General features: G+C 71.2%; 28 protein-coding genes and 1 pseudogene. 9 read left to right on the forward strand and 20 right to left on the reverse strand.

What is annotated here, in order from left to right; translation table 11 throughout:
* Window positions 1-43 precede the first annotated feature (43 nt).
* Window positions 44-1,102, reverse strand: coding sequence for a sugar ABC transporter substrate-binding protein (locus AC3EO4_RS27570; RefSeq protein WP_431898498.1), 1,059 nt, complete (start codon window positions 1,100-1,102; stop codon window positions 44-46).
* A 131-nt stretch (window positions 1,103-1,233) separates the two neighbouring features.
* Between AC3EO4_RS27570 and AC3EO4_RS27575 the strand changes: the two genes are divergently transcribed.
* Both AC3EO4_RS27575 and AC3EO4_RS27580 read left to right on the forward strand, forming a co-directional pair.
* On the forward strand, window positions 1,234-2,472 hold the full coding sequence (locus tag AC3EO4_RS27575; RefSeq protein WP_379580422.1) for an ROK family protein: 1,239 nt from the start codon (window positions 1,234-1,236) through the stop codon (window positions 2,470-2,472).
* Window positions 2,473-2,564: 92 nt separating this feature from the next.
* Complete coding sequence (locus tag AC3EO4_RS27580; RefSeq protein WP_431898499.1) at window positions 2,565-2,840, forward strand: hypothetical protein; 276 nt, start codon at window positions 2,565-2,567, stop codon at window positions 2,838-2,840.
* A 91-nt stretch (window positions 2,841-2,931) separates the two neighbouring features.
* On the opposite strand, the gene AC3EO4_RS27585 is transcribed toward AC3EO4_RS27580, so the two are convergent.
* From AC3EO4_RS27585 to AC3EO4_RS27600, 4 genes are all read right to left on the reverse strand, one after another.
* Window positions 2,932-3,252: an L-rhamnose mutarotase gene (locus AC3EO4_RS27585; protein ID WP_379580426.1), complete on the reverse strand. Its 321-nt coding sequence runs from the start codon at window positions 3,250-3,252 to the stop codon at window positions 2,932-2,934.
* A gap of 186 nt (window positions 3,253-3,438) precedes the next feature.
* Entirely contained in the window at window positions 3,439-4,050 is a 612-nt protein-coding gene (locus AC3EO4_RS27590) for a DUF7737 domain-containing protein (protein WP_431898500.1), read from the reverse strand.
* Window positions 4,051-4,266: 216 nt separating this feature from the next.
* Window positions 4,267-5,316 carry a mandelate racemase/muconate lactonizing enzyme family protein gene (locus AC3EO4_RS27595; RefSeq protein WP_379580432.1) on the reverse strand — a complete coding sequence of 350 codons (1,050 nt, stop codon included), beginning with the start codon at window positions 5,314-5,316 and terminating at the stop codon, window positions 4,267-4,269.
* Window positions 5,313-5,807 (reverse strand): dihydrodipicolinate synthase family protein, encoded by a 495-nt coding sequence (locus AC3EO4_RS27600; protein WP_379580434.1) that lies wholly within the window; start codon window positions 5,805-5,807, stop codon window positions 5,313-5,315. Before AC3EO4_RS27600 ends, AC3EO4_RS27595 begins: the two co-directional genes overlap by 4 nt.
* Before the next feature lie 320 nt (window positions 5,808-6,127).
* On the opposite strand from AC3EO4_RS27600, the gene AC3EO4_RS27605 reads away from it, so the two are divergent.
* Window positions 6,128-6,280: a hypothetical protein gene (locus tag AC3EO4_RS27605; protein WP_379580436.1), complete on the forward strand. Its 153-nt coding sequence runs from the start codon at window positions 6,128-6,130 to the stop codon at window positions 6,278-6,280.
* Window positions 6,281-6,336: 56 nt separating this feature from the next.
* Here AC3EO4_RS27605 and AC3EO4_RS27610 read toward each other — a convergent pair whose 3' ends face one another.
* The 4 genes from AC3EO4_RS27610 to AC3EO4_RS27625 form a co-directional block, all read right to left on the reverse strand.
* Window positions 6,337-7,350 (reverse strand): ROK family protein, encoded by a 1,014-nt coding sequence (locus AC3EO4_RS27610; protein WP_431898501.1) that lies wholly within the window; start codon window positions 7,348-7,350, stop codon window positions 6,337-6,339.
* Window positions 7,351-7,706: 356 nt separating this feature from the next.
* On the reverse strand, window positions 7,707-9,080 hold the full coding sequence (locus tag AC3EO4_RS27615; RefSeq protein ID WP_431898502.1) for a hypothetical protein: 1,374 nt from the start codon (window positions 9,078-9,080) through the stop codon (window positions 7,707-7,709).
* Between the two features lie 99 nt (window positions 9,081-9,179).
* The gene (locus tag AC3EO4_RS27620) at window positions 9,180-9,992 is read right to left on the reverse strand and encodes a DivIVA domain-containing protein (protein ID WP_431898503.1); all 813 of its coding nucleotides are present in this window, start codon (window positions 9,990-9,992) and stop codon (window positions 9,180-9,182) included.
* Between the two features lie 41 nt (window positions 9,993-10,033).
* A complete protein-coding gene (locus tag AC3EO4_RS27625; RefSeq protein WP_431898505.1) occupies window positions 10,034-10,207 on the reverse strand; it encodes a hypothetical protein in 174 nt (57 codons plus the stop codon).
* Between the two features lie 257 nt (window positions 10,208-10,464).
* On the opposite strand from AC3EO4_RS27625, the gene AC3EO4_RS27630 reads away from it, so the two are divergent.
* Both AC3EO4_RS27630 and AC3EO4_RS27635 read left to right on the forward strand, forming a co-directional pair.
* Window positions 10,465-11,484 carry a cation diffusion facilitator family transporter gene (locus tag AC3EO4_RS27630; protein WP_431898506.1) on the forward strand — a complete coding sequence of 340 codons (1,020 nt, stop codon included), beginning with the start codon at window positions 10,465-10,467 and terminating at the stop codon, window positions 11,482-11,484.
* 20 nt (window positions 11,485-11,504) lie between these two features.
* Complete coding sequence (locus AC3EO4_RS27635; RefSeq protein WP_379580456.1) at window positions 11,505-11,909, forward strand: ArsR/SmtB family transcription factor; 405 nt, start codon at window positions 11,505-11,507, stop codon at window positions 11,907-11,909.
* Between the two features lie 329 nt (window positions 11,910-12,238).
* Here the strand turns inward: AC3EO4_RS27635 and AC3EO4_RS27640 are convergent, their stop codons facing one another.
* The gene (locus AC3EO4_RS27640) at window positions 12,239-13,423 is read right to left on the reverse strand and encodes an erythromycin esterase family protein (RefSeq protein ID WP_431898507.1); all 1,185 of its coding nucleotides are present in this window, start codon (window positions 13,421-13,423) and stop codon (window positions 12,239-12,241) included.
* A gap of 261 nt (window positions 13,424-13,684) precedes the next feature.
* Window positions 13,685-13,990: a hypothetical protein gene (locus AC3EO4_RS27645; protein ID WP_431898508.1), complete on the reverse strand. Its 306-nt coding sequence runs from the start codon at window positions 13,988-13,990 to the stop codon at window positions 13,685-13,687.
* 193 nt (window positions 13,991-14,183) lie between these two features.
* Here AC3EO4_RS27645 and AC3EO4_RS27650 point away from each other — a divergent pair, with 193 nt between their 5' ends.
* Together AC3EO4_RS27650 and AC3EO4_RS27655 are read left to right on the forward strand one after the other, a co-directional pair.
* The gene (locus tag AC3EO4_RS27650; RefSeq protein ID WP_431898562.1) at window positions 14,184-14,825 is read left to right on the forward strand and encodes a DNA alkylation repair protein; all 642 of its coding nucleotides are present in this window, start codon (window positions 14,184-14,186) and stop codon (window positions 14,823-14,825) included.
* Between the two features lie 141 nt (window positions 14,826-14,966).
* Window positions 14,967-15,653 (forward strand): MerR family transcriptional regulator, encoded by a 687-nt coding sequence (locus AC3EO4_RS27655; RefSeq protein WP_379580464.1) that lies wholly within the window; start codon window positions 14,967-14,969, stop codon window positions 15,651-15,653.
* 171 nt (window positions 15,654-15,824) lie between these two features.
* Here AC3EO4_RS27655 and AC3EO4_RS27660 read toward each other — a convergent pair whose 3' ends face one another.
* The 5 genes from AC3EO4_RS27660 to AC3EO4_RS27680 form a co-directional block, all read right to left on the reverse strand.
* A complete protein-coding gene (locus tag AC3EO4_RS27660) occupies window positions 15,825-16,283 on the reverse strand; it encodes a hypothetical protein (protein WP_379580466.1) in 459 nt (152 codons plus the stop codon).
* A gap of 203 nt (window positions 16,284-16,486) precedes the next feature.
* Complete coding sequence (locus tag AC3EO4_RS27665) at window positions 16,487-16,963, reverse strand: nitroreductase family deazaflavin-dependent oxidoreductase (protein WP_379580468.1); 477 nt, start codon at window positions 16,961-16,963, stop codon at window positions 16,487-16,489.
* On the reverse strand, window positions 16,960-18,132 hold the full coding sequence (locus AC3EO4_RS27670; RefSeq protein ID WP_431898509.1) for an FAD-dependent monooxygenase: 1,173 nt from the start codon (window positions 18,130-18,132) through the stop codon (window positions 16,960-16,962). The genes AC3EO4_RS27665 and AC3EO4_RS27670 overlap by 4 nt, the downstream gene beginning before the upstream one ends.
* Entirely contained in the window at window positions 18,129-18,734 is a 606-nt protein-coding gene (locus AC3EO4_RS27675) for a TetR/AcrR family transcriptional regulator (RefSeq protein WP_379580472.1), read from the reverse strand. The genes AC3EO4_RS27670 and AC3EO4_RS27675 overlap by 4 nt, the downstream gene beginning before the upstream one ends.
* Before the next feature lie 520 nt (window positions 18,735-19,254).
* Complete coding sequence (locus tag AC3EO4_RS27680; protein WP_379580474.1) at window positions 19,255-20,124, reverse strand: GNAT family N-acetyltransferase; 870 nt, start codon at window positions 20,122-20,124, stop codon at window positions 19,255-19,257.
* A gap of 149 nt (window positions 20,125-20,273) precedes the next feature.
* Here AC3EO4_RS27680 and AC3EO4_RS27685 point away from each other — a divergent pair.
* Window positions 20,274-20,419, forward strand: a pseudogene (locus AC3EO4_RS27685) (IS982 family transposase); the annotation flags it as partial.
* On the opposite strand, the gene AC3EO4_RS27690 reads toward AC3EO4_RS27685, so the two are convergent.
* The gene (locus AC3EO4_RS27690) at window positions 20,399-21,076 is read right to left on the reverse strand and encodes a response regulator (protein WP_379580476.1); all 678 of its coding nucleotides are present in this window, start codon (window positions 21,074-21,076) and stop codon (window positions 20,399-20,401) included. The pseudogene AC3EO4_RS27685 and the gene AC3EO4_RS27690 overlap by 21 nt on opposite strands.
* Window positions 21,073-22,212: a sensor histidine kinase gene (locus AC3EO4_RS27695; RefSeq protein WP_431898510.1), complete on the reverse strand. Its 1,140-nt coding sequence runs from the start codon at window positions 22,210-22,212 to the stop codon at window positions 21,073-21,075. The genes AC3EO4_RS27690 and AC3EO4_RS27695 overlap by 4 nt, the downstream gene beginning before the upstream one ends.
* Before the next feature lie 112 nt (window positions 22,213-22,324).
* On the opposite strand from AC3EO4_RS27695, the gene lgt reads away from it, so the two are divergent.
* On the forward strand, window positions 22,325-23,155 hold the full coding sequence (gene lgt, locus AC3EO4_RS27700; RefSeq protein WP_431898511.1) for a prolipoprotein diacylglyceryl transferase: 831 nt from the start codon (window positions 22,325-22,327) through the stop codon (window positions 23,153-23,155).
* A 275-nt stretch (window positions 23,156-23,430) separates the two neighbouring features.
* Here lgt and AC3EO4_RS27705 read toward each other — a convergent pair whose 3' ends face one another.
* Both AC3EO4_RS27705 and AC3EO4_RS27710 read right to left on the reverse strand, forming a co-directional pair.
* Window positions 23,431-24,027: a cysteine hydrolase family protein gene (locus AC3EO4_RS27705; RefSeq protein ID WP_379580484.1), complete on the reverse strand. Its 597-nt coding sequence runs from the start codon at window positions 24,025-24,027 to the stop codon at window positions 23,431-23,433.
* A complete protein-coding gene (locus AC3EO4_RS27710; RefSeq protein WP_379580486.1) occupies window positions 24,024-25,280 on the reverse strand; it encodes an MFS transporter in 1,257 nt (418 codons plus the stop codon). Before AC3EO4_RS27710 ends, AC3EO4_RS27705 begins: the two co-directional genes overlap by 4 nt.
* Window positions 25,281-25,371 lie beyond the last annotated feature (91 nt).

The raw sequence follows: 25,371 nt of genomic DNA on the forward strand, positions 1-25,371 counted from the left end.
GGGCAGGCTGGGACAGCCGGTGGCCGGTCGCGACGGTGAGCCGCTACCGGGTGAGGTTCCTGAACGGGTCGTCGTAGGTGCCGAACGGCTTGGGCGTGGCGGCCAGCGCCTTTTCGGCGTTGTCCTTGGTGACCATCTCGACCGGGGCCTTCACGTTGGGCGGCAGGGCCTTGCCCTTCGCGGCGGCCTGGCAGGCCTCGACGCCCATGAGGCCGATCGCGTACGGGTACTGGGCGACGGTGCCGTCCAGCGTGCCTGCCTTGACCGCCTCCAGCGCGTCCTTGACGCCGTCGACGCTGATCACCTTGACCTTGCCCGTCTTTCCTGAGTTGGCGATGGCCCGTGCCACGCCCAGTCCCATGTCGTCGTTGGCGACGAAGAAGCCCACCAGGTTCGGATTGGCCCGCATGACGTCGGTCGCCGCGGTGAGGGCCGTCTGGCGGTCCCAGTTGGCGGCGACCGTCTGCACGACCTTGAGCTTGGGCCCGATCCCCTTCTGGAACCCCTCGACCCGGGCGCCGCTGGTGACGTCTCCCGCGATGCCGCCGACCACGGCGAGGTCGCCGCCTGCCGGCACCAGCTCGGTCATCCGAGCTCCGGCCATCTTCCCGGCTTGGACGTTGTCGGTGCCGATGTAGGTGGCCAGCGTGACGTTGGCGCTCTTGGCCGCCGCTGCGTCGACCGGGCTGTCGATGTTGACGACGGTCTTGTTCAGCACGGAGAGCCTGGCCAGGCCCTGGATGAGGTTGGTGCCGGAGATCGGGTTGACCACGTAGCAGGAGTAGTCCTGCCCGGCCAGGCCGTTGAGCTTGTCCGCCTGGCCGGTCGTGTCGGTGATGGAGTTGGCCGCCTGGACCGTGACGGGTACCCCGGCGGCCTTGGCCTGGTCGTCGATGCCCTGCTTCATCGTCTGGAAGAAGGGGTTGTCCAGGCCCTTGATGATGGCGGCGATCTTCGTCTGGGCGTCTGCCGCGTCGCTCGCGCCGGTGGCGGCGTTCGTGTCGGCGGACCCGCTGGAGCCGCAGGCCCCCAGCACGAGCGCGCCCGCGGTCACGACGGCGCCGACTGCCGCCGCGTGACGGCTGCTGGTGTTCGCGTGCATTCGGGTGCCCCTTTCGGCGTTGGTCTGATGACCGTAAGTCCACTTCTGAATCCTGACAAGACCTCTTTCGACTTTTTAAGTCGAAACATCCTTGACTTACGCCCAATGCAGTTCATAGCTAGAGTGGTCGAATGCACACACCGGGCGTCGTCTCGGCGCGGATGGGGGTCAGCGCCGGTGAGATCCTCAGCCTGTTCCGAGACTCCTCCGACGGCCTCACGAAGGCCGACGTCATGCGCAGGACCGGGCTCTCGCGCACCACGGTCAACCAGCGCCTCGACGGGCTGCTGGCCGCAGGCCTGCTGATACCCGCGCCGGAGGACGCGCGCACCCGGGGCCGCCCCGCCGGCCAGTTCATCGTCAACCGCGGCCGCGGTGTGCTGCTGGTGGCCGACATCGGCGCCACCGGCCTGCGCGCCGCCCTGTGCGACCTCGGCGGGGACGTGCGCGCCGAACTCGAGACGCGCGCCGACGTGACGGCGGGCCCCGAGGCCATCCTGACGATCGTCGACGAGCTGTTCGCCCGGATCATCAAGGACGGCCGCCACGACGCCGCCTCCGTGCTCGGCGTGGGCATCGACGTTCCTGGCCCCGTCGACTTCGCGACCGGGCGCGTGGTCAGCCCGCCGATCATGACGGGCTGGGACCGCTTCGACATCCCCGGCTGGTTCGGCTCCCGCTACGGCTGCCCCGTCCTGGTCGACAAGGACGTCAATGCCATGGCCTTCGGAGAGCAGCGCCTGCGCTATCCGGACGTCCCGCACCTGCTCATGGTCAAGATCGGCACGGGGGTCGGCACCGGTCTCATCGCGAGCGGGCAGGTGCACCGCGGCGCCGACGGCGCGGCCGGTGACGTCGGCCACATCCAGGTCACCGTCGACGACGTGGCCGAGCCGCCCGCCTGCCGGTGCGGCAACGCCGGTTGCGTGGAGGCCTACGCGGGCGGGTGGGCCCTGGTCCGCGACCTGCGGGAGGCGGGCCGCGACGTCGCCACCGTGGACGACGCCGTGCGCCTGATCCGCGGCGGTGACCTCGTCGCGGTACGGCTCGCCCGGCGCGCGGCCCGCATCCTCGGCGGCGCGATCGCCGACATGGTCAACCTGTTCAACCCGCGCGTCATCGCGATCGGCGGTCAGCTCGCCCACACCGACGAGCAACTCTTCGCCGGCATCCGCGAGATCGTCTACCGGCGGTCCCTGCCGCTGGCCACGCGCAACCTCCAGATCGTCCGCAGCGACCTCGACCCGCACGCGGGCATCCTCGGTCTCGCGCAACTCCTCGTGGACGGGATCTACACCCCTGAGCGCGTCCAGGAACTCGTCGACGGCGCGGTCGCCTGGGCGCCTGTTTCCGCAGGTCGGCGTTGGTAACCATGCCAGTGGGTCGCAAGCGGCCGGCAACCGGTATCTCCCAGAATGGCCGGATCGAACCCCACGACGGATTCGGTCAACCGGGGGAAACGATGAACATCCGTGTCCGATCCAAGGTGCTCGCCCTGGCCGCGACGTTGTTCGCCGCGGGTGTCGCCTTCATGCCGATGTCGCCGGCGGACGCCGCAGCGGCCCGTGCCCAGGGCTGCACCTTCGACGGCGTCCGCTACGACGAGGGAGAGAAGATCAAGGCCGGTAACCACAGAGTGCTGACCTGCAAGAGGAACGTCCTGACCGGCGCCTTCTACTGGGCCGGGAAGGCGTCGGGCAAGGGCAGGGTCAAAGGCGCGTCGGCCGGCCTGAGGTGACCCGGCGCGCGTCCCTCGCCCCGGCGGCCAGGCCGCGATGACAGGCCCGGCCGTGGGGGGCGGGGGACCGGCCCGCCCCGGGGTGTGCGCCTCAGTCCAGGTGGAACACCTCGTCCAGAGTGAGCATCTCCTCGTCGGGGCGGCGGCCGTCCAGGGCCTCGAAGAACGGCGCCATCTCCGCCTGCCACCGGTCGTTCACCTCGGTCGCCGCCATCGCGCTGCGGGCGGCGTCGAAGTCCTCCGTCTCGAGGTAGCCGACGAGCAGCCCATCGGGGCGCAGGAACAGCGAGTAGTTGCGCCACCCCGTGCGGCGCAGCGCGTCGAGCATGTCAGGCCAGACGGCCGCGTGCCGTCGCCGGTACTCCTCCAGGCGGTCGGGGCGCACTTTCAGAAGGAAGCAGACGCGTCGCATGAGACTCCCACCCGCAAGAGAAACGTTTTAACGCCTGGCCAGCAGACATTACGAGCCGTGCTCCGATGCCGTCAAGAGCCGTGGTCGCCATGTACCAAGGGCGATCGGGCGGCCTCGCGCGCAGGCTGTACGGTGAAGCGCCGCGACGACGGTCACCCCTCCACCATGCCGTTGTTCGCTCGTGGATCAGGCCCGGATCTGGCTGGTGATGGAGGAGCCGGTGATGGCGGTGTCGTTCGCCAGCAGGAAGGCCTTGCTGAGGATGAGCGCCAACCTGCCGTCCTCCTCGAACGGAAGGAACAGCCCGGCGTGGGGATCGCGAGCGGAGACGACGCACAGGTAGGCGTCGTTGGGCTCCATCAGGATGTTCGCCGACCCCAGGTGGATCTTGTAGGTGCGTAGGTCGCCCCGAACCACCAGGAAGCGATCGGTCACGGCGCACCGGTCGGCGATGGCCGGACGCCCGATCAATCGGGACAGCGCGTCGCGGCGCACCTCAGCGGAGGGCGGCAGCGCCGCGAACAAGCCGGACCGCCAGTAGTCCCGCAGCCGATCAGGCCCCTGGTCGGCCCGCTGGGGATCGGCCGTGATCGAGGTGAGCGCCACGAACAGGTCGACGTCCCGCATGGCCTCGCTGAACACCAGCGCCGGGACCTCCGTCACCGGCGCCTGGCGCCATCCGCCCCCGGCCGGCCGCTGGAAGACGACCTGGTCGGTGACCGCGTAGCCCTCGTCGTACAGACCGTGGTGCAGCGTCACCCGCCAGCGCCCGCCGGGCCTGCCCGTCGGCGCCGCCATCCCACGGCCCGATAAAGTCGGACGTGCGCGCGATCAGATCGCCGAAGTCCTCGGGCCCCGCCTGGTCGGGCATGCCGAGGCCGTCCAGCAGGCCGGTCTCGACAGGACGGATGTCGCACACTCCGACGAGCTCCACCAGCCCTCTGGCGGCCGTCGCGCGCAGGTACGCGAGGTGCGCGCGGCCGTGGCCGTGGGCGCCCGCCGGCACGACCCTGGTCAGCTCCACGTCAACCCCAGCCCTCTGGCGCCCGAAGACCGCAGCTCGGCACCCTCGATCACGACCGGATACGGCTCGGCCAGCAGTCCGAGGTCGGTCAGCGTGGCGTCCTCGACCTTCTCCACCATGGCCGGATGGGGGAGCGCGAGGGCCAGCTGTCCCGACAGCTCGGTCAGCAGGTGCGGGTGAACCGGCACGTCGAAGGCGTGGGCCAGCTCCGCGATCCGCAGGAACGGGGTGATGCCGCCGACCCTGACCACGTTCGGCTGGATCACGTCGCAGGCGCCCGCCGTCAGCAGGTCGCGGAATCCGTGGACGGTGTAGACGTTCTCGCCGACCGCCACGGGCACGTCGATGCGGCGGCGCAGCTCCACGTGCGCGGCCACGTCGTCGGCGGGCAGCGGCTCCTCGATCCAGTGCAGGTCGTACGGCGCGAGCGCGGCGATCGCGCGGCGGGCGCGGTGCAGATCCCACCGCTGGTTGGCGTCGATCATCAGCGTCGTGGCGGGGCCGACGGCCTCGCGGACCGCGGCGACGCGTTCGACGTCCTCGGCCAGGTCGGGCCTGCCCACCTTGATCTTGACGGCGCGATGGCCTGCCGCGCTCCAGCGCCTGGCCTGCTCGACCAGCTCGTCCAGGGAGTAGTGCAGGTTGACGCCGCTGCCGTAGACGGGGACGCCGGCGCGGCGCGCGCCCAGCACGTCGGCGAGTGAGGACTCGCCGCAGCGCAGGTCCCACAAGGCAAGATCGATTCCGGCCATGGCGATCGTGGTCAGCCCGCCGCGCCCCGCCTCGCTCAGGTGCCTGGACAGCCGCTCCCACACCAGCTCGGGATGGGCGGGCATGCCGATCAGTGCCTGGCGGATGTCGTTGTCCAGGAGCGCCTTGATGGCCTTCGCGCCGATCTGGGGGGTCCACGAGAACCCCGTGCCCACGCGGCCGTCCTCCAGTGCGACCGTGCAGACGATCACATGGTTGTGGCGCACGTCGGCGCCCCATGGCCTGCGCAGTGGCACCGAGCGCAGCTCCGTCACCAGGTCTTTGATCATGACGCCACCAGCGACAGGCCGGTCTTGATGAGCGTGTCCAGCTCGGCAAGGTGCTCGGGCGTGAGGTCGGTCAGCGGCGCCCGCACCGGGCCGACGTCCAGCCCGCGCAGCCGCAGTCCGGCTTTGACCAGCGAGGCCGCGTAGCCCGGCGCCTTGCTGCGCAGCTCGACCAGCGGGGCGTAGAAGGCGGTCAGCAACCGGGTGTCGCCGGCGAAGTAGGCCGTCGCGATCTCGGGGGCGAAGGCGAACAGCGCCATGCCGAGGGGACCGCCCGCGCCCGCGACGACGGGCACCGCGCCCTGGGTGACCTCGACCGCCACCGCGACGGCCCGCGCCTGCTCGTCCTGCGGCAGCGCCGAGAACTCGCCCATGCCGCACGCCACGAAGACCGCACCGGGACCGTGGCGCAGACCACGGGCGATGTGCTCGGCCAGCGCTCCCTCGCCGTCGAACGGTGTCACAGGGAAGAACAGGACACCACTGAGGTTCATTCGTCAAAGCTCCTTCAAGAGAGTTCGGTGGCGCGCCGGCGGCGCCTGCCCGCCGGCCGAGCGCGGCGCCAACGCCGGCCGCCTCGTCTCCGGTGGCGGGGGGCCACGCCGCCGGGGCCGGGCGCCCCGCGCTCCCGGTGACAAGGTCTGCTCACGTGGCGGGCCTTTCTCTTCCGGTACTGCAACCAGTTGCATGAAACAGTGTCGTTCTCGACGGACTACGTCAAGAGCGCTCCGGAGCGTGCGCCGGTGAGCCGGCGATTCGCCGGGATCCAGGCGGCGTTCCCATACGCAACCGGTAGCAGAATCGGACGAGCCTGATGCGGCAGCCGACGGCGGCCGCGGGCCGGATGGCGGTCGACCTGTTGCCGGCGGCGGTCAACGCGGGAGAGGCGGGGACGCCGACGCTGGCCAGGCTGGAGACGACGCTGGCGGTCCGCGAGTCCACGGGGGCGGCGGCCTCGCGCCGTTGAGCATCCGGCGCGGCCTGTCGGCTTCCGGGCCGGCGGGTGGCGTCGCGGGCGCAGCCTCAGCGTGAGGCCACGATCGTGGCGAGGGCGAGGCTGGCGGCGCCGCGGGCGTGCGCGCTGTCGTCCCACCGCCGGACGTTGATGTCCAGCGCGGACAGGACCCCGCCCTCGACCGCGGGACGGAAACCGGGCTCCAGGAACGGCCAGAGCACATGGCTCTCGCCGATCACCGTCAGCGCTCGTACGGCCAGCACGTTCACCACCCCCGCCACGGCCCTGCCCAGGATGGCGCCGCGCTCGGCGAGCAGGTCGCGGATGCCGGGCGCGTCGCGTTCGGCCAGCCGTACCAGATCGGGGAGCGTCAGGCCCGCGCCGGTGAGCCCGCGCGCCTGGGCTTCGTTGGCCAGCGCGTAGGTGGCCAGGTAGGCGTCCAGGCAACCGCGCCTGCCGCACACGCAGGCGGGCCCATCGGGACCGATCGGCACGTGACCGAACTCGCCCGCCACCCCGTCGGGCCCCCGGTGGACGCGCCGGCCCAGCACGATGCCCATGCCGACGCCGTCGCCGATGGCGAGCACGAGGAAGTCGTCGTGGTCGCGGCCGGTGCCGAACAGCAGCTCGGCCGTGGTGCTCGCCCTGGTGTCGTTGTCGATGAGCACCGGCACGGGCAGGCGGGCGCCCAGCAGCGGGCGCAGCGGCAGGCCGGTCCAGCCCAGCCGGGGTGACAGCCGCAGGCTTCCCGCCGCAGGATCGATGACGCCGGGCAGCGCCAGGCCGATGCCACGCACCTTCGGGCCCGAGGCAGGGTCGGCCAGCACCGGCTCGCAGGCCTGCGACAGTTGCTCGACCGGGTCACCGGACGGATCGAACGGCAGCGTGAACCGGCGCACCTCGCTGCCGTCGAGCCGCATGAGCACGCCCACCAGGTGGTCGGGGTGAACGCGCAGGCCCAGCGTGTAGGCGGCGTCGGGCACCACCTCCAGCGGCACCCTCGGCCGCCCGGGACCGTTGACCTGCGGCGGCAGCTCGCGCATGAAACCCAGCTCGATGAGGCGGCGCGTGTGCTCGGTCACCGTGGCGGCGCCGAGCCCCAGCCGGCCGGCGATCTGCGACCGGTTGAGCGACTGGGACCCGCACAGGGCGAGGATCTCTGCCCGGATCAGATCCTCTCGAGGAAGGGAACCAGCGGAGTGGGCGTTGCGAGGGCTGCCCGCCGCCGTCCTGACCTTGCGCTAGGCCCACCCGGGCACCGGCTGATCGCCGCGCGACGACCTGGCGCGCCGCGACGATCCTGCGGCACCTCGATGCCTGGGCATCGTCTCGCGTGCCGCGCCTCGCCCCGGTCAACCGCGCCTGCCGCGGGGGGAGTGGCGGCAGGCGCGGCCGTCTGGTGAGGCGGGCGGCCGTGCGGTGACAGTTGGCGCACGGCTCACTCGGCCGATTCGGATGGATCGGGTGCCGGTGCGAAGGTACGCAGCAGGTAGCGGCGTTGACGGTTGGTCAGCTCGCCCATGCTGGCGTCGGCGGCGATCTCGCCGAGTTCCAGCAACGTCCCGATCCGGTCGGCGCTGCAGCCGGGCATGACCTGCAGCAACCAGCCGATGGGGGTGGCGGCGGCGGTGGCGTCGGTGCGCCGCAGCAGCTCGGCCAGGCTCAGGCGTCCGCTGGCCACGGCTTGGCGCAGCTGGTCACGGCTGAGCACGGGCTCACCGCTGTGCAGGTCCGTCGGCGGGGCGGGGGAAGGGCCGCCGCCGTCACCGGTGAGGGAGTCCGGTTCCGCAGGCCCCTCGGCCTCCTCCATACCGCCCGCCTGGGCGTTGGTCACGGTACGGCCCGCGGCGGCCGGGGCGGCCGCGGGGATGTCGGCGGCCGACGGAGAGCCGTCCTCGAGCACGGTCTGGGCGGACAGCAGCAGGACCGTGGTGGCCAGGACCGCCGCGGAGGCGAGAATCAGGTGACGACGTGACAGGCGGCCGCCGTTGGCGTTGCCGGCCAGCTTGAGGCCGACGACGGCGGTTCGCAGCAGCACGCCGGTGATCATGCCGAGGAGCAGCGGCACGACAGCGGGCGGCAGCGGGGCGAGCGTGGCCAGGGCCACGCCGAGGGCGGGGCTCAAGCAGGAGGCGAGCAGCCAGGGCGCGAGGCGTTGACGTCCCAGGTCCAGCAGGGCGGTCAATGCCAGGCCCTCGCTGGCGGAATGGACCATCAGGGCCGCGACCACCACGGCCGAGGCGGCCAGGGCCAGCGTCGCTCCTTCGACGACACGGTGCACGGTGAGCGCCGCGGCGGTGCCCACGCCGCCGAACAGGGCGGCGCCGACGACGCGGGTCACCCTGCGGTGCAGGCCAGGGGCATGCTTGCCGCGCCGGGCGCTCTCGTGGGAGTGGCCGCACCCTTTGCGGGTGAAGTAGGTGATGACCGCGAAACCGAAGACGGTGGCGAGTCCGAGCAACCACAGCGGCGTGTTGGTGTCGGATGCTTCGCGCCAGGCGTCCGGCAGGAGCTCGATCAGCGCGGTGATGAGCATGAGCGCCGAGGCGACGGCCAGCCATACGGTGATCTTCCGGGCGTTGCGGCGCGCCAGCCACGCTCCGGCGAGCGTCGACAAAGACACCAGCAGCACCGCGGTCCAGGTGCCGAGGCCGGCCGAGGTGAGCCATCCGGGCAGCAACGCGTCCGGTGGCGGCCAACCCGACGGCCACCCGACGGGGGAGACGGCAGGAAAGGCAGGGGAGGAAAGATCGGGCCGGGGCGTGTGGTGCAGGGCCAGGGCGAGTGCGGACGCCCCGGATGGCAGGAGCATGACGCTGCCTTTCTGACGCGGGTGGCGCGAAGTCGGGGGTTCAGGGGCGAGCGGGATCCCTGGCGGGGTCGGTCATGGGTCGCGGGGGGCGAGCGACGGTCATGCCCTGTGCCTGGATTCGGGAAGGGGCTGCGTCGGTATCAGCGAGCCGGCGACGTCCACCCCTGCGGGAAGGTGTCCTGGCCTGTAGGAGGCGGGGAGGGGAACCGAGTGCGGGGCGGGGCCCTGCGGCTGATCGGCGGACACGCCGGACCGTGCCAGAGGAGAGGTGACGGGGTCGGAGACCAGAGGGTCAGGGGAGAGCGGGTCGGGGGAGAGGGAGTCGGCGAGCAGGTGCCGCAACTGGGCGAGGTGCGCGGCCAGACCGTCGTTCAGATACTGGCCGTGGTCCGTGGCCAGGCCGGCGAGCTGACCGAGGTGGTACTCCACAAGGTGCCGGTAGGGGGCGTGGGCCTGCTCCCTCAGGGCGCGGGCGGCCTGCTGGGCTTCGTCGTGAAGCGTCTGGGCGCGTGCCCGCGCCTCCTGGAGGATCTCGTGGGCCTGCTGCTGGGCGGAGGTGATCAGCTCCTCGGCGTCGCGTCTGGCCGCGGCGCCGTTGGGGGAGGGCGCGGGTTCGGCGGCCAGCCACGCGGCCAGCTGCTCGCGCAGGTGTGTGTTGTCGTTCCAGAGCTGGGCCAAGCTGGTCTCCACACGCGTCAGGAAGGCGTCGACCTCGGCCAGGTCGTAGCCCTCGCGCAGCCGTACCACGCTGAAGACCTGGTGATGAACGGCCGACGCGGTGAGCAGTCCGGCCGTGGTGTCGGCGTGCGCACGGCCCGCGGACGAGGTGGCCTGCCGGTAGTCGGAACGGCGGGATTCGTGACCGCCCCGCTCGAAGTGGTCGTGGTCGGTCTCGTCATGGTCGGTATGCATGCCTGACACCAGCTTTCACGATCGGTGAGACGTTCATTTCGCTAGGCGTCCTCGTCGTGCGAGGCGTGGACGTCGCGGCCTTCCTCGCCGCCGCCCTTCCCGTCGTCGCAGCCGGCACCGTCCTGCCGCTCGGCGCCGGAACCGTGGATGTGGGCGTGCGGCTCGACACACGGGCCGTGGGCATGGTCGTCGTGGTCGGTGTGGACGTGGGTCATGACGATCTCCAGACGCGAAGGAGCGGGTGACGGGGACTTCCTGAAGACGCGGCCCCGGGGGTGATCGCATTTTCATACGGAGAGTAATTGGTTGATTGCTCTGTGTTTAAACATGTGACCAGCTGTTCAGAAGTAAAGATGAGAGCGTCACCGGCGGACGCTCGCTCCCCCGACGACAAGGAGTCGCGCACATGCCTGAACAGCACGGGCACAGACATGGGCAGGGACATGGACACGGGCATGGGCACGGACATGCGGTGGGCGCGCACACGGACCGCCGGTATCTGGGCTTGGCGCTCGGGCTGATCACGGCCTTCATGGCGGCCGAGGTCGTGATCGGCGTGCTGGCGGGGTCGCTGGCCCTGATCTCCGACGCCGGGCACATGCTCACCGACGCCATGGCGATCGGCTTCGCCCTGATCGCGATGCGCGTCGCGGCCCGCCCCGCGCGGGGCGGCTTCACCTACGGCCTCAAGCGCGCCGAGATCATCTCCGCCCACGTCAACGGTGTCACGCTGCTGCTGCTGGCGGTCTACTTCGCCGTCGAGGGCGTTCGCCGCCTGATCGAGCCCTCACCGGTCGAGGGCGTGTTCGTGGTGATCACCGGGCTGGCCGGCATCGCCGTCAATCTGGCCGCGACCTGGCTGCTGTCCAGGGCGAACCGCTCCAGCCTCAACGTCGAGGGCGCATACCAGCACATCCTCAACGACCTGTTCGCCTTCGTCGCCACCACCGCCGCGGGCGCCGTGGTGTTGCTGACGGGCTGGATGCGTGCGGACGCGATCGCCGCCCTGGTGGTGGCGGGGCTGATGCTCAAGGCGGGCTGGGCGCTGGTCCGCGCCGCCGGCCGCGTCTTCATGGAGGCCGCGCCCGCCGGGATGGACCCCGCCGACATCGGCCGCCGCTGCGCCGAGGCGGAACACGTGGTCGAGGTCCACGACCTGCACGTGTGGGAACTCACCTCCGGCTACGCCGCCCTGTCGGCGCACATCCTGGTCACGCCGGGCGCCGATTGTCACGACGTCCGCGTGAGCGTCCAAACGCTGCTGCGTGACGGCTACGGTATCGAGCACGCCACCCTGCAGGTCGACCACACGCCCGAGGTGTCCGACGCGGGGGAAGCCGAGTCCCGGACGGCCGCGCACTGCGTGGACCCACACGGCCCGACCCATCACCGCCCGACCCATCCCGAGCTCCGCCCCGCCGCGCCACCGCCGGCCGCGACGATGACCGCCACGCCGGTGCGCACGCGCGGTGGCTCCTTCGGAGCTCTGTGAAGAGCGCGTCGGATCGGCGGGTGAGCGTGATCGACCACTGCGCCACCCGCGTCGTTGACGCCGACCGCGTCGCGACGGTGGCCTCCCGGATGCCCACCGAGGCCGATCTCGCCGACACCGCCGACGTCTTCGGCCTGCTGTCCGACCCGAGCAGGCTGCGGCTGCTGCTGGCGCTGCTCGAAGGCGAGCTGTGCGTGTGCGACCTGGCGGTGGTCGCGCAGCTGAGCGAATCGGCGGCCTCCCACGCGCTGCGCCTGCTGCGCGCCCACCGTGTGGTCTCGGTACGGCGGGCCGGGCGCATGGCCTACTACCGACTGGACGACGCCCACGTACGCCTGCTGCTGGACCTGGCTCTCGCCCACACCGAGCACACCGAGGCCGTTCACCTGGAACGCGAAATCCCGACGGACCTGCTGGAGACCTGACCGGCAGGTCCCGTCAGCCGGGAGATCCGGTGGTGCGGCCGGGCGCCGGGCCCGGCGGTCCCTGCCGGCCGGGACCTGCGTACGGCGACCGCCGGAATCCCGGCGCCGCCGCAGGCGAGATGGCGGCAGTGGTGAATGCACCGCACCGGCCCCGGTTCGGTCATCGGAGCCTGCGACGCAGGGCCGTGGCACACCGTGGCGCGCGACGGCCGGCCCGCCGCTGAGCGGGGCGGCCTGGTCGCCAGGTGATCGGGTCCGCGATCCGGGACTGCGCCGCAGACCATCATCGGCGGCCCCGGCCTGGATCACCCGTCGCCGCCATGGGCGGCTCAGATCTCCTTGACGAAGACGATGGCGTCGACCTGGTCGGTGGTGGCCGGGTCGAGGGAGAGGTAGGTGTGGTCGGCCGGGACGCGGGGTGTCAGCCTCCGGTCGAGGGCCGCGGCGAGGTGGCCGGGGTCGATGACGGCGCGGGCGTGGGGGAGAGCGGACAGGAGCCCTTCGAGGGTGTCGGGAGGGGGGACGTCGGAGCCGCGGGCGCCGAAGGTGGTGGCGGCGAAGGCGTACCGGTCGCCGAGGTGGGTGGCGATGATGGCCCCCGCGCTCCACCACTCGAGCGCCAGGTCGCCCAACCGCAGGTGACTCTTGTCGCGCTGCAGGTGGCGGTTGTGGGCGAAGGCGAGGGTGGGGCCGCGACGGGCCTCGCGGCGGACTATGGCGTCGAGGTTGTCGGCCATCATCGCATCGCGCAGGCACATCAGCGCGCCGACGCGGGTGGGCGCGGTGTCGGCCATGCCGGCGTGGTAGCGCAGGAGTCCGGTGGCGGTGCGGGCGTGCAGGTCGGCGCGCCACCAGTCGTCGGGGGAGGTTTCGGCTGTCAGGTGGGGGGCGTGCGCGGTGAGCAGCGCGCGCAGGTCGTCGGCGATCAGGCGCAGTTCCTTGGCCTCGGGGGTGCGGCCGGCTGACCGGGTGGGATCCATGATGGTGGCGGGGTCGGTCCAGCGCTCGTCGGGGCCGAGCAGCTCGTCGAGTGTCTCGCGGCTCCAGGCCAGGTCGAGGTGGGCGGCGAGGTAGCCGTGCAGGGCGGTGAGGGCTGGGCGGGGGCCGGCGGCGCCGGTCATCTCCAGGGGGCCGTCGAAGCCGTAGAAGTGGAGCCGCTCGTGCGGAGGACGCTGCTCGTTGTAGGCGCGCATCCACCGCAGAAGCTCCCGGTTGGCGGGTGAGGCGCCGAAGCCGTGGCTGAAGCCGCGGCTCATCGCGTCGTCGAGGGTCGCGATGCCGTCGGTGACGTACGCGTCGGCGGCCAGGGCTGCCAGGCAGTCGCTCTCCATGGCGATCGAGCGGTAGCCCTCGTGTTCGACGAGATGGCGGAACAGCTCGTTGCGCAGCTCTGGGAAGGCCTCGACGCCGTGGGTGGGCTCGCCGAGGCCGAGCAGGCGGGTGGCGGGGGACAGGAGCGCGGTGAGAGCGCCGCCGGTGAAGGGGCGGGCGGAGTCCTGGATCAAGGCTGCCATGCCTTCAACGGTATCGTTGAACCTCTCGTGGAGACTTTAGTGATATTCCCGGCTGTTGACGAGGCTGTACTTTCAAACTGCCGTTGCGGCCCACCGATCCGGCGTGCGAGCACGGCCTGTCGACGCGCCACGGCCAGCCGCAAGGCAGCGGTGAGATTGGACACCGACACCCGGCTCGACCCCACCGCCGCTTGATCGCCTACGACCCTCACCGAGGGGGACGGGCCGGCCGGTGCTCGCGCCCGGTCGGCCCGTCGGCCTTCACTCGGCCGAGGGCGGGGACGGCTTGGTATCAGTCCAGCCGGACTCCAGCACCACGTTGACCCGGTCGCCCCTCTGCGGTGTGCCGGTGACGTCGAAGGTCAGCACCTTGGAGGTGTCGGGGTCGATGATCAGCCTGCCCTGGCCGGGCCGGCCCTCCTGGATCGGGAAGGTCACGGCGACGCCCGGCCGCCCCTGCGGGTCGGTGCTCCGGCCTTCGACCCGTACCGCGGGCAGCGTCGCCAGCGCCTGGTAGGCGGAGCTGCGCACGTGGCCAGCACGCGGCGGGTCACCCCGTACAGCCACAGCAGCGCCTCCTCGCCCTCGGGCACGTCGCCGATGCGCCGCCAAGCGGTGAGGAACGTCTCGGCGATGACGCCGACGCGGCCCGTTCCCTCCGTGCTCCGGCGGCACCCGTCATAGGCTGAATCTCGCACGTGAGGGACAGGAGGCTGAGGTGGCCGAGACATCGCTGACCGAGACGACGGTGGCGGAGGTGATGGCCGAGCTGGCCGGGCTCGAGGACCCGAAGATACGCGAGGTGAACGAGAAACACGGTGACGATCACGGTGTGAACCTCAGCAAGCTGCGCGCGCTCGCGAAGCGGCTGAAGACGCAGCAGGAGCTCGCGTGCCGGCTCTGGGAGACGGATGACACCGCGGCGAGACTGCTGGCGATCCTGATCTGCCGCCCGAAGGCGTTCGAGCGTGACGAGTTGGACGTCATGGTTCGTGGGGCGCGCACACCCAAGGTGCACGACTGGCTCGTGAACTACGTGGTGAAGAAGAACCCGCACTCCGAAGAGCTGCGCCTGGCCTGGTCCGCCGATCCGGATCCGGTGGTCGCGAGCGCCGGCTGGGCGCTGACCACTGAACGTGTGACGAAGAAGCCCGAGGGCCTGGACCTCGCAGGACTGCTCGACGTCATCGAGGCCGAGATGAAAGACGCCCCGGACCGCCTGCAGTGGGCGATGAACCACTGCCTGGCCCAGATCGGGATCGAGCACGCCGAGCTCCGCGCCCGTGCGATCGACATCGGTGAGCGCCTGGAGGTGCTCAAGGACTACCCGACCTCCCCGGGCTGCACGTCTCCGTTCGCGCCCATCTGGATCACCGAGATGGTGCGCCGGCAGCCGATCTGAGTCGGCGGTAGCACAGGAGGGCGGCGGGGGACGGAAGATCGGTGAGGGCGATCGAGACCGTCCCATGGTTAACCGTATCATTGCACCTTGTTTGCAAACTTCGGTGACATCTCCTGCTGCTGGTGAGGACATACCTTCAAAATGCGGTTGCGGCCCATCGATCTGGCGCGCGAGCACGGCCTGTCCACGCAGGCGGTGCGCAACTACGAGGAGGCGGGGATCCTGCCGCCGGCCGAGCGCTCGCCGTACGGCTACCGCGTCTACACTCCGCGCCATGCGGCGGCGTTGCGGACGTTCCTGGCGTTGATCCCCGCACACGGCCACGCGACCGCGGGGGCAATCATGCGGGCCGTGAACGGCGGCGCGGTCGAGGAGGCGCTGCGGCTGATCGACGAGAGCCACGCGCAACTGGCAGGGGACCGGCACACGCTGGAGGCCGTGGAACGGGCGCTACGCGACCTGGTGCCGCCGCGTGAGCTGGAGCCGGGTGTGACGTTCATCGGGCCGCTGGCGCGCAGGCTCGGCATCCGGCCCGCGACGTTGCGCAAATGGGAGGGGGCGGGGCTGATCGTGCCCCGGCGCGATCAGCGGACCGGCTACCGCGTCTACACCTCCGCCGACGTGCGTGACGTACTGCTGGCCCACCAACTGCGGCGGGGCGGGTACGGGCTGGAGCCGATCGCGCGGGTGCTGGAGCGGGTGCGGGCGGCCGGCGGACCTGAGCCGCTGCAGGCGACGCTGCGGGAGTGGCGCGATCGGCTGACGGCGCGGGGCCTGGCGATGCTGGCGGGTGCGGCCGCGCTCGACACCTATCTGGGGACGCCATGACGCCCCAGCCGGTGCGCAGGCGGTCTGGGAGCTGGAGACGACCGCGACCGGCAGGGAGTCCGGTTGGGAGCTTCGGGGCCGTTCGTGCAGGGCAGGCCGCGCAGCCGGTTCTCACTCCAGACGAATCGATCTTTGGGAGAGCCGCCGTTCGTCGTGGTCGGCGTGGAAGGCTCAGGCCAGGGCCGAGATCTCGATCCGGGTGTGGTCGGTGGGGGCCACCAGGCAGGAAAGCACGACGTTGCCCCGCTCCAGGCGTTCCCCGATGGACGAGGTGAGCCGGGCCGTACGCTCGATCTCGTACGGGCTGCCGGCTTGAGGAGTCACGCGGAGCCGCAACAGCCAGATGTAGCGTCCGTTGAGCTTGTTGGACGTCTCCTCGGCTTCCAGGACCGCCGCGTTGCACGGCACCGCCGCCGCGCGCTCCTCCGGCGTGAAGGTCTGCAGCGCTGCGGATTCCAGGCTCCCGAACGAGAGGGAGCCCATGGTGAGCACCCCCGCGCCCAGGAAGACGAACGTCGCGCTGACGTACGCCCCGACCCGGGTGTGCGGCTTCCGCCTCAACACGAGGAACAGCACCACGCCCACGATCCATGCAATGCCGGCGAGTGTCCCGAAGACGATCGATGCCATCGCTCTACCTCACGCTGATAGGCGGCGCCTATCGGGCCGGCCTTGTCTGTTCCGATGCCGGTATTTGATCAGGTGTCGCTTGCACCGCGGCTGCAATCCGCATGATCGCGCGGCTCTCTCGCCGCGGCGCCCGTGCGACAGCCCTGGCAGCAGTTCAAGGACACGGCCCGTTCCCGCCGTCTTCCGTTGACAGCCGCACCGCCTCAGCGCGGGGTGAAGCGGACGAAGACGATGCGGCTGCCGACCTCCCTGAAGTCCGCTTCGGAGCCGTCGACCAGGAAGCCCATGAACCGGGCGAGCCGCCTGGCGACCCTGGGGGAGCGGCCGGCGTAGGCGGCCATGAGCTCGGCGCCCTCCTCCGGGCCGAGCGGGCGCGCCGTCATCGGCATGGCGCGGGTGCCCACCTGGACGGTGACCTCCGGGGTGGCCAGGACGTTGCGGAGCCAGTCGGACCGCTTGCCGTAGCCGGAAGGGCCGACGTAGCTGCCGTCGGCGGGATCGTGGGCGATCGCCTCGATGACGACCTGTCGTGGTTTGCCGGAGATCCGTCCGGTGTGGGTCAGGAGCATGAAGCGGCCGGCCAGCAGCCATCCCAGGCGCAGGCGGTACAGGTGGATGGGCAGCCGGAAGAGCAGCCGGCGGATGCCGGACGGCGGCGGTGGCGTCGCGACGACCTTCATGCTTCCCCCACCGACAGGATGCTGCCAGCGCCGAACCGCCGGCGCAGGACGGGGGCGAACGCCTTCCGCGCCAGCAGGCGCATGACCAGGTGCTGCGCGCTCGTGCCGAGCCGGGTCGAGGGGATGAGCGTGCGGGCGACCGCGCGGGCGTTGCGCTGGCGGCGGGTCACCTCGGGCAGCATCCGCCGCTCGTACGCGGCGAAGGCGGCGCGGTGGTCGCCGCGGTGCCGGCCCAGCGCCTCGGCGAGCAGGAAGGCGCCGCCCATCGCCATCGAGACGCCCTGGGCCGACACCAGCGTCATGCAGCCACAGGCGTCGCCTACGAGGGCGACCCTGCCCTGGTGCCAGCCTGGCATGACGATCTGCGTCATGGTGTCCATGAAGACGGGCTCGTCGGCGGGAGCGCCGTCCAGGAGCCGCTGGGTGATCCATCCCATCCCCGCGAACTCGTCCCTCAGCCTGGCGAGCCTGGCCGCACGCGGGACCCCGCCCTCGTCCTGCGCCTTGAAGAGGAACAAGGCGATCATCTCGCCCGGCCGGTCGGTACGGTAGACCACCACCTGGCGGCCCCGTCTGGTGTAGTGGATCCTGGTCGGGCCCAGGTCGTGGTCGTCGGGCAGCGGGTAGCAGGCCAGATGGTAGCCGAGGTGGCGCGCGTAGTCGCGCTCCGGTCCGAAGACCAGCCGCCTGGTGACCGAGTGGACGCCGTCGGCACCGATGAGCAGGTCGAAGCCCTCCTCGCGGCCGTCGGCGAAGGTGACGGCGACGCCGTCTCCCGCCTGCCGTACCTCGGTGATCGTCTGCTCGTGGCGGATCTCCACGAGACCGGAGATCGTGCCGGCGAGCGCCTTTTCGAGGGTGCCGTGCATGACGGGCAGGGAGGGGCCCCGCACGACGTTCTCGACCAGCGTGCGTTTCAGCCGCGCCCGCACCCGGCCGTCGGCGTCGACGAACGTGACGGAGTCGGCGGGGATCCTGCCCCGCTCCAGCCGCTGGACCAGGCCCATGCGTTCGGCGATGTCGTAGCCGGTGCCGAAGAAGTCGATGCCGTAGCCGCCGACCCGCCCCTGCGGGGAGCGTTCGACGACCACGGGCGTGAAGCCGTGGTGGTGCAGCCAGTACGCCAGGGTCAGTCCCGCCACGCCGCCACCGGAGATCAGGATCCTCATGCCGCGCCTCCGCCGAGTGCGTCGAGCAGGTCGCCCAGCGCCGACACCGCCTCCCGCGCGGGCAACTCCTGGTCGAGCAGCCGGTGCAGCACCAGCCCGTCCAGCAGGCCGGTGATCAGTGTGGCCGCGCCCAGGCAGCGGCTCGGGGACCACTGGGGATGCAGGTCGCCGAGCCACGCCGCGATCCGCTCGCGCGCGAATCGCAGCTGGTCGCGGAGGACCTCGCCGATCTCGGGCGTGCGCAACGCCCCCGCCACCAGTTCCACCGACAGCCGGGTGACGTGGTCGTCGTCCACGGCGGCCGGCAGCAGGTGGCGCAGGCTCTCGACGCCCGCTCGCTCGCCGGTCGCGGCGAGGAGCTGGGCGAGCAGCGGCTCGATCACCATCTCGCCCGCCCGCCGCGCGATCATGACGTGGAGTTCCTTCAGGCCGCCGAAGTGGTAGTGGATCAGGCCCAGGTTCGTGTCGGCGCGCTCGGCCACCGCTCGCGTGGTGACAGCGGGCCAGCCGCCTTCGGCCAGCAGCGCCAGCCCCGCCTCGACCAGCCGCTCGCGTCGCCGCTCCCCCCGGTCAGGACTTGGTCGATCGACTAAATTAGTCATACGACCAAGTTAGCATCGCGTCGGCCTTCGCGCAGGCCTTCCACGATCGCGACCGCCTGATCGAGCAACGCGGCGGGGCGGCCCCGGCAGTGGTGGACGCCGCAGCGTGGCTGTGGAGGGTGACACCAGACCAGGCCGCGCCCGGGAGGGCCACGTGGAAGACGAGCTCTTGGGCTGCCGAGACCCTGCGCCCCGCAAGCAGTCGCGCCGCCTACGCCACCCCAGCGGCGTCCGTGGCGCTCGCGGCTCGCGGGGTGCGCGGAGAAGGCGGCGTACACGTTCTGCGTGCGGGAACATCTGCACCGCGCGCTTGGCCGCCGGGACGTTTTCGCGAAGGACGGCGACCGGTGGGGCGATCCGCGGGCCAAGCTGCCGGCCGGCGACCGCTGGGAGACGGCCCAGCCGACCCCGCTGACCGTGCTGGGACTGGGGCGGAGCCGGCCGCGGCGGAGCTCACCTCCGCGCTACACGGAGCCGGCCCCGCGATCACCGGCCACACCCCGCCCCCACACCGAAAGCCTCAGGAAGCGTTGCGGTTCAGGTCCCGTCTTTCGGGCAACTGCTCGAGCCCGGCCGACTGGTAGGTGGCGACGGCGCCGACGTTGGAGCTCGGGGTGCACACGATCACGCTGGACGAACCCAACTCCTGGAGTGCGCGCGCCGCGGCGACCGTGATCGCTCGGCCGTAACCGTGACCGCGGTGTGCCCGATGCACCCCCATCGGCTCGATCAGCCCCGGCTTGCCTTCGCCCGCCGACCACACCGCCACGGCCGCCACCGCCTCGCCCTGCCCATTGCGAACGACCAGGCACCGCGCGTCGACGTACGGTGCACCTGCCGCCATCGCGTGCCAGCGCTCGTCGGTGAACGTCGACCCGTCGAACGACGCCCGCACGACCGCGGCCCACTCGTGCGCCTGTTCCGGCCCGATCACCTCGACGCGAACACCGGGATCAGGCACAGGCTCGCCGAGGTCACGCCGAAGCGGTGTCCAAGGCTCGCCGCTCTCCCAGCCGTCCTTGAACAACAGGTCCTGGACCAGCGCGCCCATCGGCGCCTCGACGTACACCGTGCCCTCGAGGAGCACACCACGTTCAGGGGCCGACACGTCCTCGACCACCTGCCGCGCCAAGTCCTCGTCCCGCAACGCCTCCGGCGCGAACGCCAACCTCAGCAACTCCGCACCATCCAGCAGTCCGACGGCCAGAACCTCACCAGCCCGACTCCAGGTTCGCGTGGCCTCCGCCGTCCGCTCCCCGCCGAACCGCCAGAACCACCCCACATCCCCCGGATGCAACTGCACCGGCGCTCCGTCGTACTGCCACTCCCTCAAGACCCGCACCACGTCACCGAGCCCGTCGGCCCCCGGCCTACCCATCTCGATCGTCATCCCCCGATCACACACCACGCCACCGACCCTCCGCACCCGAATTTCCCGCCGGCGGTCAGTGATCGGCGTCGCCGTGATCACGTCCACACCATGCCACTGACCTGCCCGAACACGCTCGTTTGCGGCCGATGGCGAGCTTCTTGACGGCACCACTCAAGGGCCGGCTCGATCTGGAAGACCACGGTGGCCGCTCCTTCGAGAGAGTCGCCCAGCGCGTCCTGGCGCCGGCCGCCGCGATCCGGCACGACAACGCGACCAACGCCCGATCACCCGGTCACTGATCGCCTACGATCACCGGTGGGAGATCGGACATGCTCGTCCAGCCGCCGAGACGGATGATCCCGCGGGAAGCGGCGACCGTCACGGCGGCGGTCCTGTCGTCGACGCCGAGCTTGGCGAAGATGTGCAGGAGGTGGGTCTTGACCGTGGCCTCGCTGATGCACAGGTGGGCGGCGATGGCCTTGTTGCTCATCCCTTGGGCGACCGCGCCCAGGACCTCGATCTCCCGACCGCTGAGGGCGTCAGGCGCATCGGCACGTGCCCACGACAACACCCGGGTGGCGATCGTCGGCGACAGCGCACTCTCTCCTCGCGCCGCCGCCCGGATCGCGTCGAAAAGCTGCTCACGTCGGGTGTCCTTGAGCAGGTAGCCGATGGCTCCCGCGTCGATGGCACGTGAGATGTCGCCGTCGGTGTCGTAAGTGGTAAGGACGATCACCTTGGCGCCGGGGTCGTCTTCGCGAATCCGGTTGATCGCCGTCGCGCCGTCGATCTCGGGCAGCTGCAGGTCCATCAGGGTGACGTCGGGTCGCAGGTCGCGCGCCAGCCGTACCGCGTCTGTGCCGGACACCGCCTCGCCGACCACCTCCAGGTCGTCCTGCGTGCCGAGCATCGCCCGGATGCCGTCGCGGACCACCGGATGATCGTCGGCGATCAGGACCCGGACGGTCATCGCGCCCCCCTCAGCACCGCGGCCGGGAGGCTGGCCACGACCGTGGCGCCCGCGCCGGGAGCACTTTCCACGAGCAGTGCGCCGCCGAGCTGCTCCATCCGCTCCCGCATGATCGACAGGCCATGTCCGGAGGCGGCCCGCTCGGGATCGAAACCGTCGCCGTCATCGTGGACATCCAGCACGACCAGGTCCTCCATGTACGACAGGGTCAGCGTAACCTGCTCGGGACGGGCATGGCGGCGTGCGTTGGCGACCGCCTCCTGCGCCACGCGCAGCAGCTCTGCCTGGACTTGGGCTTCCAGCGGCCGGAGCGTGCCGGTGATCACGGTGTGCGCCTTGATGCCGGTCTCGTCGGACAGCCGGCCGGACAGCCGCTGCAGGGCCACCGGCAGGCCGCACTCGTCGAGCTCGCCGGGTCGCAGCGCTCGCACCACGCGGCGGCTTTCAGCCAGGTTCTCCCGGGCCGCCCGTAACGCCTGGCTGAGGTGCTTGTTGTCCGGCAGGGTCGCCTGCGCTGCCTCCAGCAACATCACCACGCTGGCGAACCCCTGGGTGAGGCTGTCGTGGATGTCTCGGGCCAGCCGCTGCCGCTCGGCCGCCACTCCAGCCTGCCGTTCGGCCGCCGCCCGCGCCTCCTGCGCGGCCTGCAGCTGGTCGATGAGCCGCTTACGCTCGGCGCTCTGCTGGGCCACGGAATGGAAGTATCCGACAGCGGTGGCCGCGCTGATCGCGATCAGCGCGCTGATGGCGATCTCGGTCCAGGTGATCGATCCGGTCGCGTGGTATCGGTGCCACAGCCAGCCCCCGGCGCACGACACCACCGCGACCAGCCCGACCCGCACGGCGTCCATGCAGTACGGCACCAGCACGCTCAGCCCGACCACCAGGAAGGAGGAATCGACGGCGAACAGCCCCAGCCAGAGCAACCCGCCGCCCAGCACGTACGGCACGGGCACGTCACCCGAGGGTGGCGTGCGCAGCACGAACCACACCGCGTACCAGGCGGCCAGCCCGGCCACCAGCACCACCGGGAGGGCCCGGCCTCCCTCCATCACGGGTCCCGCAGAGGTCAGCACCAGCCACGAGACGAAAAAGGCGTGCTGCCACCGGCGCCGCGACCGCTCCCAGGACTCCACACCGCTGACGATATTCAGCCTTCTGCCGGATCGGCATCAACCAGTCGACTGATCGCACAATCGGCGCACCGCTCGATGCGGACGCAGCCTTACCGGAACCAGACTCGACGGCGTGACAGCCATCCCCAGCCCGTCCCAAGCAGTCTGGCATCTGGGCCCGATCCCGATCCGCGCCTACGCCCTCCTGATGGTCCTTGCCGTCCTCGTCGGCATCTGGGTGACCCGGCACCGTTGGGTCGCCCGCGGCGGTGAGCCCGGCGAGGTAGGCGACATCGCCACATGGGCCGTGCCGTTCGGCCTGGTCGGCGCCCGGCTCTACCACGTGGCCACCGACTGGCAGCTGTACTTCGGCCCCGGCCGAGAGCCGCTGCGGGCCTTCGCGATCTGGGAGGGCGGGATCAGCATCTTCGGCGCCCTCGCGGGTGGCGCGGTGGGCGTGTGGCTGGCCTGCCGCCGGCGCGGCATCGCGCTGCGCGACTTCGCCGACGCCGTCGCTCCCGGGATCGCGCTCGGGCAGGCGATCGCCCGCTGGGGCAACTGGTTCAACCAGGAGCTGTACGGCAGGCCGACCACCCTGCCGTGGGCGCTGGAGATCGACCCCGCCCACCGGCCGCCCGGCCTGGAATCCACGGCCACCTACCATCCGACGTTCCTCTACGAGTCGCTGTGGAACCTGGGCGTGGCCGGGTTCGTCATCTGGGCCGAGCGGCGGTTCCGGCTCGACCGCGGCCGGACCTTCGCGCTCTACGCCGCGGCCTACACCGCCGGCCGCGCCTGGATCGAGTGGTTGCGCATCGATCCCAGTCACCACATCGTCGGCCTGCGCCTCAACGACTGGACGGCACTGCTGATCTTCTCGGCCGCGGTCATCTACCTGGTGGTCACGAGGAAGGCCACTCCAGCTGATCGACCAGGCGGCCGGCTTCGGCATGGAAGTCGATGACCCACGCGGCAGTACGGTGGCGGCCGGTCGGCGGCAGGTGGCGAACGCTCGGTCGCAGGTTCGCATGCGTAGCTGCGGATCTTCCGGCTGGGCGAGCAGCACAGGAAGTCCCCGAGGGCATGCGCCACGCCGCGACGCCGCATCAGCCACGCCACTCTGCCCGTCGTCGCGCGCGCCGGACCACAGCAGGTCAGCGCGCACGGCCCTGCTACTTCGGGGCTGGTGACATCCTCGGGAGCCGCGGGCCGTGCCACGCCGGGCGGGCGCGCCTGGCGTCAGTCGGCCCGCAGGAGGGTGCGCAACTCGGCGGTCTCGAGGATGTGGGCCCGTGAGGGAAGAACCTGATGGAGCAGGACGATGTGCGCTTCGGGGTCAGGGTCGGCGACGCCGTCGGCCAGGACGTAGAGCTGGTAGTCGCGGTCGGCCGCGTCGAGGACGGTGGACAGGACGACGCCGCTGGTACTGATGCCCGCGATGATCAGAGTGGTGATGCCGCGTTCGCGCAATCGCTGATCGAGGTCGGTGGTGGACAGGCCTCCGTAACGGATCTTACGGACGATGATGTCTCCGTCCTGCGGAGCGAGACGTTCGTGGACAGCGGTGTCAAGGTCCGCGTGGTGCATGAGACGGTGCTGGGCGATCGGTGCGAATGACCTGTTGGTGGGCGGGATCGCAGCCCAGTCGGCCTCGGTGAAGCCGACCCGGACATAGGCGACCGTACCGCCCCTGGCGCGAACGACAGCGATGACCTTTTCCATGCGTCCCAGCAGGGCTTCACTGTCGCTTTCGGGGAGCAGTGCGAGGATCGCGGGCTGATAGTCCATGACGAGCAGGGCGGTGTGTGCGGGGTCGAGCGCGGGGGCGGTGCTCATGCGAGTGTTCGCCTTTCCGGTGGCGCCTGGTCGGCGTTCTTGGGTTGGGGCGTGCGGTCGTGTCGAGGGAGGAGGAGCGGGGTCGCCAGGAGCAGGAGACCGGCGATCGCGATCGCGGTGCGGGGACTGGTGAGGCCTGCCAGCAGGCCCCACATGCCGGTCATGGCCGCGATGGTGGCTTTGCTGGTGATCGACCAGGCGGACAGCGTGCGGGCGACCCGGTCCGACGGGAGCTGTTCGAGCCGGTAGGTAGCGACTATCGGGTTGAACACGCCCATGCAGGTGATCAGCCCGAGTTCGACGGCGATGACGAGGAAGAGCCCGGTGGGGCCGGGGCTGATGAAGGCCAATCCGAGTGACCAGCACGCGCGCAGCGTCCCGGCGGTGCGCATGACCTTGTGCTGTCCGAACCGTGCGAGGAGCGGGCGGGCCAGTCGCGAGCCGATGAGGCCGCCGACGCAGGGGACGCCGAAGGCGAGGCCGTACTGCCAGGGCGCGAACCCGAGGTCGCCGAGCATGAGGACGGCGACCAACGGCGAGGCTGCCATGATCAGGCCGCTGACCAGGACAGTGTTGAAGAACAACGGGCGCAGCGCCGGACTGGCGAGGATGTACCGCCACCCCTCCAGCAGGTCGCCGGCTCCAGGCCGGGACCGTACGGCGGTTCGCGCGGGACGTGGCTCCCGCCCGCCGACGGCGCGGATCCCCGCGGCCGAGAGGAGGAAGCTGACCGCGTTGGCCGCCACGCTCGTCACCGGCCCCACCAGCCCGATCGCGGCGGTACCGAGCGGCGGCCCGAGCGCGGTGGCGGTCCAGGTCGTGGCCTCGAACCGCCCGTTGGCGACGAGCAGGTCCTCGGACCGGACGAGCGCCTTCAGGCATGCTCCGCTCGCAGCGGTGAAGGCGATGTCGGCCGCGCCGACAACGACCGCCACAACCAGGAGCTGAGCGAAGCTCAGCCAGCCGAGCACGTGGGCGGTGGGAACGCTCATCAGCGCCGCGAACCGGATCAGGTCCATCGCGATCATCACCGGCCGTTTGCGCCGGAACTCCACCCATGGCCCGAGCGGCACCGCGACCACCGCCCCGACCGCGAGTCCCGCGGCGGCCAGAACCGACACCTCGGTAGGCCCTGCGTCCAGAGCGAGAATCGCGATCAGGGCGAAAGCGTCGAACGCGAGCCATGTGCCGAACGTGCTGACCGCATATGCGGCCCAGAACCACCTGAACCGCCGCCCCAGCGACCTTCCCAACGCGCACCCGCCATCTCTGTGAAACAACCAACCGTTGATCTGGGAGATCAAAACGCGCAGCCAATAGGCACGTCAAACAACCGGCTGACCG

The sequence above is a fragment of the Nonomuraea sp. bgisy101 genome (genome assembly GCF_057708945.1).

Excerpts from the sequence above, each read along its gene's own strand:
- AC3EO4_RS27640 (WP_431898507.1), bottom strand. The coding sequence starts at position 13,423 with ATGGCAGCCTTGATCCAGGACTCCGCCCGCCCCTTCACCGGCGGCGCT.
- AC3EO4_RS27620 (WP_431898503.1), bottom strand. The coding sequence starts at position 9,992 with ATGCATACCGACCATGACGAGACCGACCACGACCACTTCGAGCGGGGC.
- AC3EO4_RS27595 (WP_379580432.1), bottom strand. The coding sequence starts at position 5,316 with ATGATCAAAGACCTGGTGACGGAGCTGCGCTCGGTGCCACTGCGCAGG.
- AC3EO4_RS27660 (WP_379580466.1), bottom strand. The coding sequence starts at position 16,283 with ATGGCATCGATCGTCTTCGGGACACTCGCCGGCATTGCATGGATCGTG.
- AC3EO4_RS27580 (WP_431898499.1), top strand. The coding sequence starts at position 2,565 with ATGAACATCCGTGTCCGATCCAAGGTGCTCGCCCTGGCCGCGACGTTG.
- AC3EO4_RS27605 (WP_379580436.1), top strand. The coding sequence starts at position 6,128 with ATGCGGCAGCCGACGGCGGCCGCGGGCCGGATGGCGGTCGACCTGTTG.
- AC3EO4_RS27575 (WP_379580422.1), top strand. The coding sequence starts at position 1,234 with ATGCACACACCGGGCGTCGTCTCGGCGCGGATGGGGGTCAGCGCCGGT.
- AC3EO4_RS27615 (WP_431898502.1), bottom strand. The coding sequence starts at position 9,080 with ATGCTCCTGCCATCCGGGGCGTCCGCACTCGCCCTGGCCCTGCACCAC.
- AC3EO4_RS27705 (WP_379580484.1), bottom strand. The coding sequence starts at position 24,027 with ATGAGCACCGCCCCCGCGCTCGACCCCGCACACACCGCCCTGCTCGTC.
- AC3EO4_RS27665 (WP_379580468.1), bottom strand. The coding sequence starts at position 16,963 with ATGAAGGTCGTCGCGACGCCACCGCCGCCGTCCGGCATCCGCCGGCTG.
- AC3EO4_RS27670 (WP_431898509.1), bottom strand. The coding sequence starts at position 18,132 with ATGAGGATCCTGATCTCCGGTGGCGGCGTGGCGGGACTGACCCTGGCG.
- AC3EO4_RS27675 (WP_379580472.1), bottom strand. The coding sequence starts at position 18,734 with ATGACTAATTTAGTCGATCGACCAAGTCCTGACCGGGGGGAGCGGCGA.
- AC3EO4_RS27690 (WP_379580476.1), bottom strand. The coding sequence starts at position 21,076 with ATGACCGTCCGGGTCCTGATCGCCGACGATCATCCGGTGGTCCGCGAC.
- AC3EO4_RS27600 (WP_379580434.1), bottom strand. The coding sequence starts at position 5,807 with ATGAACCTCAGTGGTGTCCTGTTCTTCCCTGTGACACCGTTCGACGGC.
- AC3EO4_RS27590 (WP_431898500.1), bottom strand. The coding sequence starts at position 4,050 with ATGGCGGCGCCGACGGGCAGGCCCGGCGGGCGCTGGCGGGTGACGCTG.
- AC3EO4_RS27650 (WP_431898562.1), top strand. The coding sequence starts at position 14,184 with ATGGCCGAGCTGGCCGGGCTCGAGGACCCGAAGATACGCGAGGTGAAC.
- AC3EO4_RS27655 (WP_379580464.1), top strand. The coding sequence starts at position 14,967 with ATGCGGTTGCGGCCCATCGATCTGGCGCGCGAGCACGGCCTGTCCACG.
- AC3EO4_RS27570 (WP_431898498.1), bottom strand. The coding sequence starts at position 1,102 with ATGCACGCGAACACCAGCAGCCGTCACGCGGCGGCAGTCGGCGCCGTC.
- AC3EO4_RS27625 (WP_431898505.1), bottom strand. The coding sequence starts at position 10,207 with ATGACCCACGTCCACACCGACCACGACGACCATGCCCACGGCCCGTGT.
- AC3EO4_RS27680 (WP_379580474.1), bottom strand. The coding sequence starts at position 20,124 with ATGACGATCGAGATGGGTAGGCCGGGGGCCGACGGGCTCGGTGACGTG.
- AC3EO4_RS27585 (WP_379580426.1), bottom strand. The coding sequence starts at position 3,252 with ATGCGACGCGTCTGCTTCCTTCTGAAAGTGCGCCCCGACCGCCTGGAG.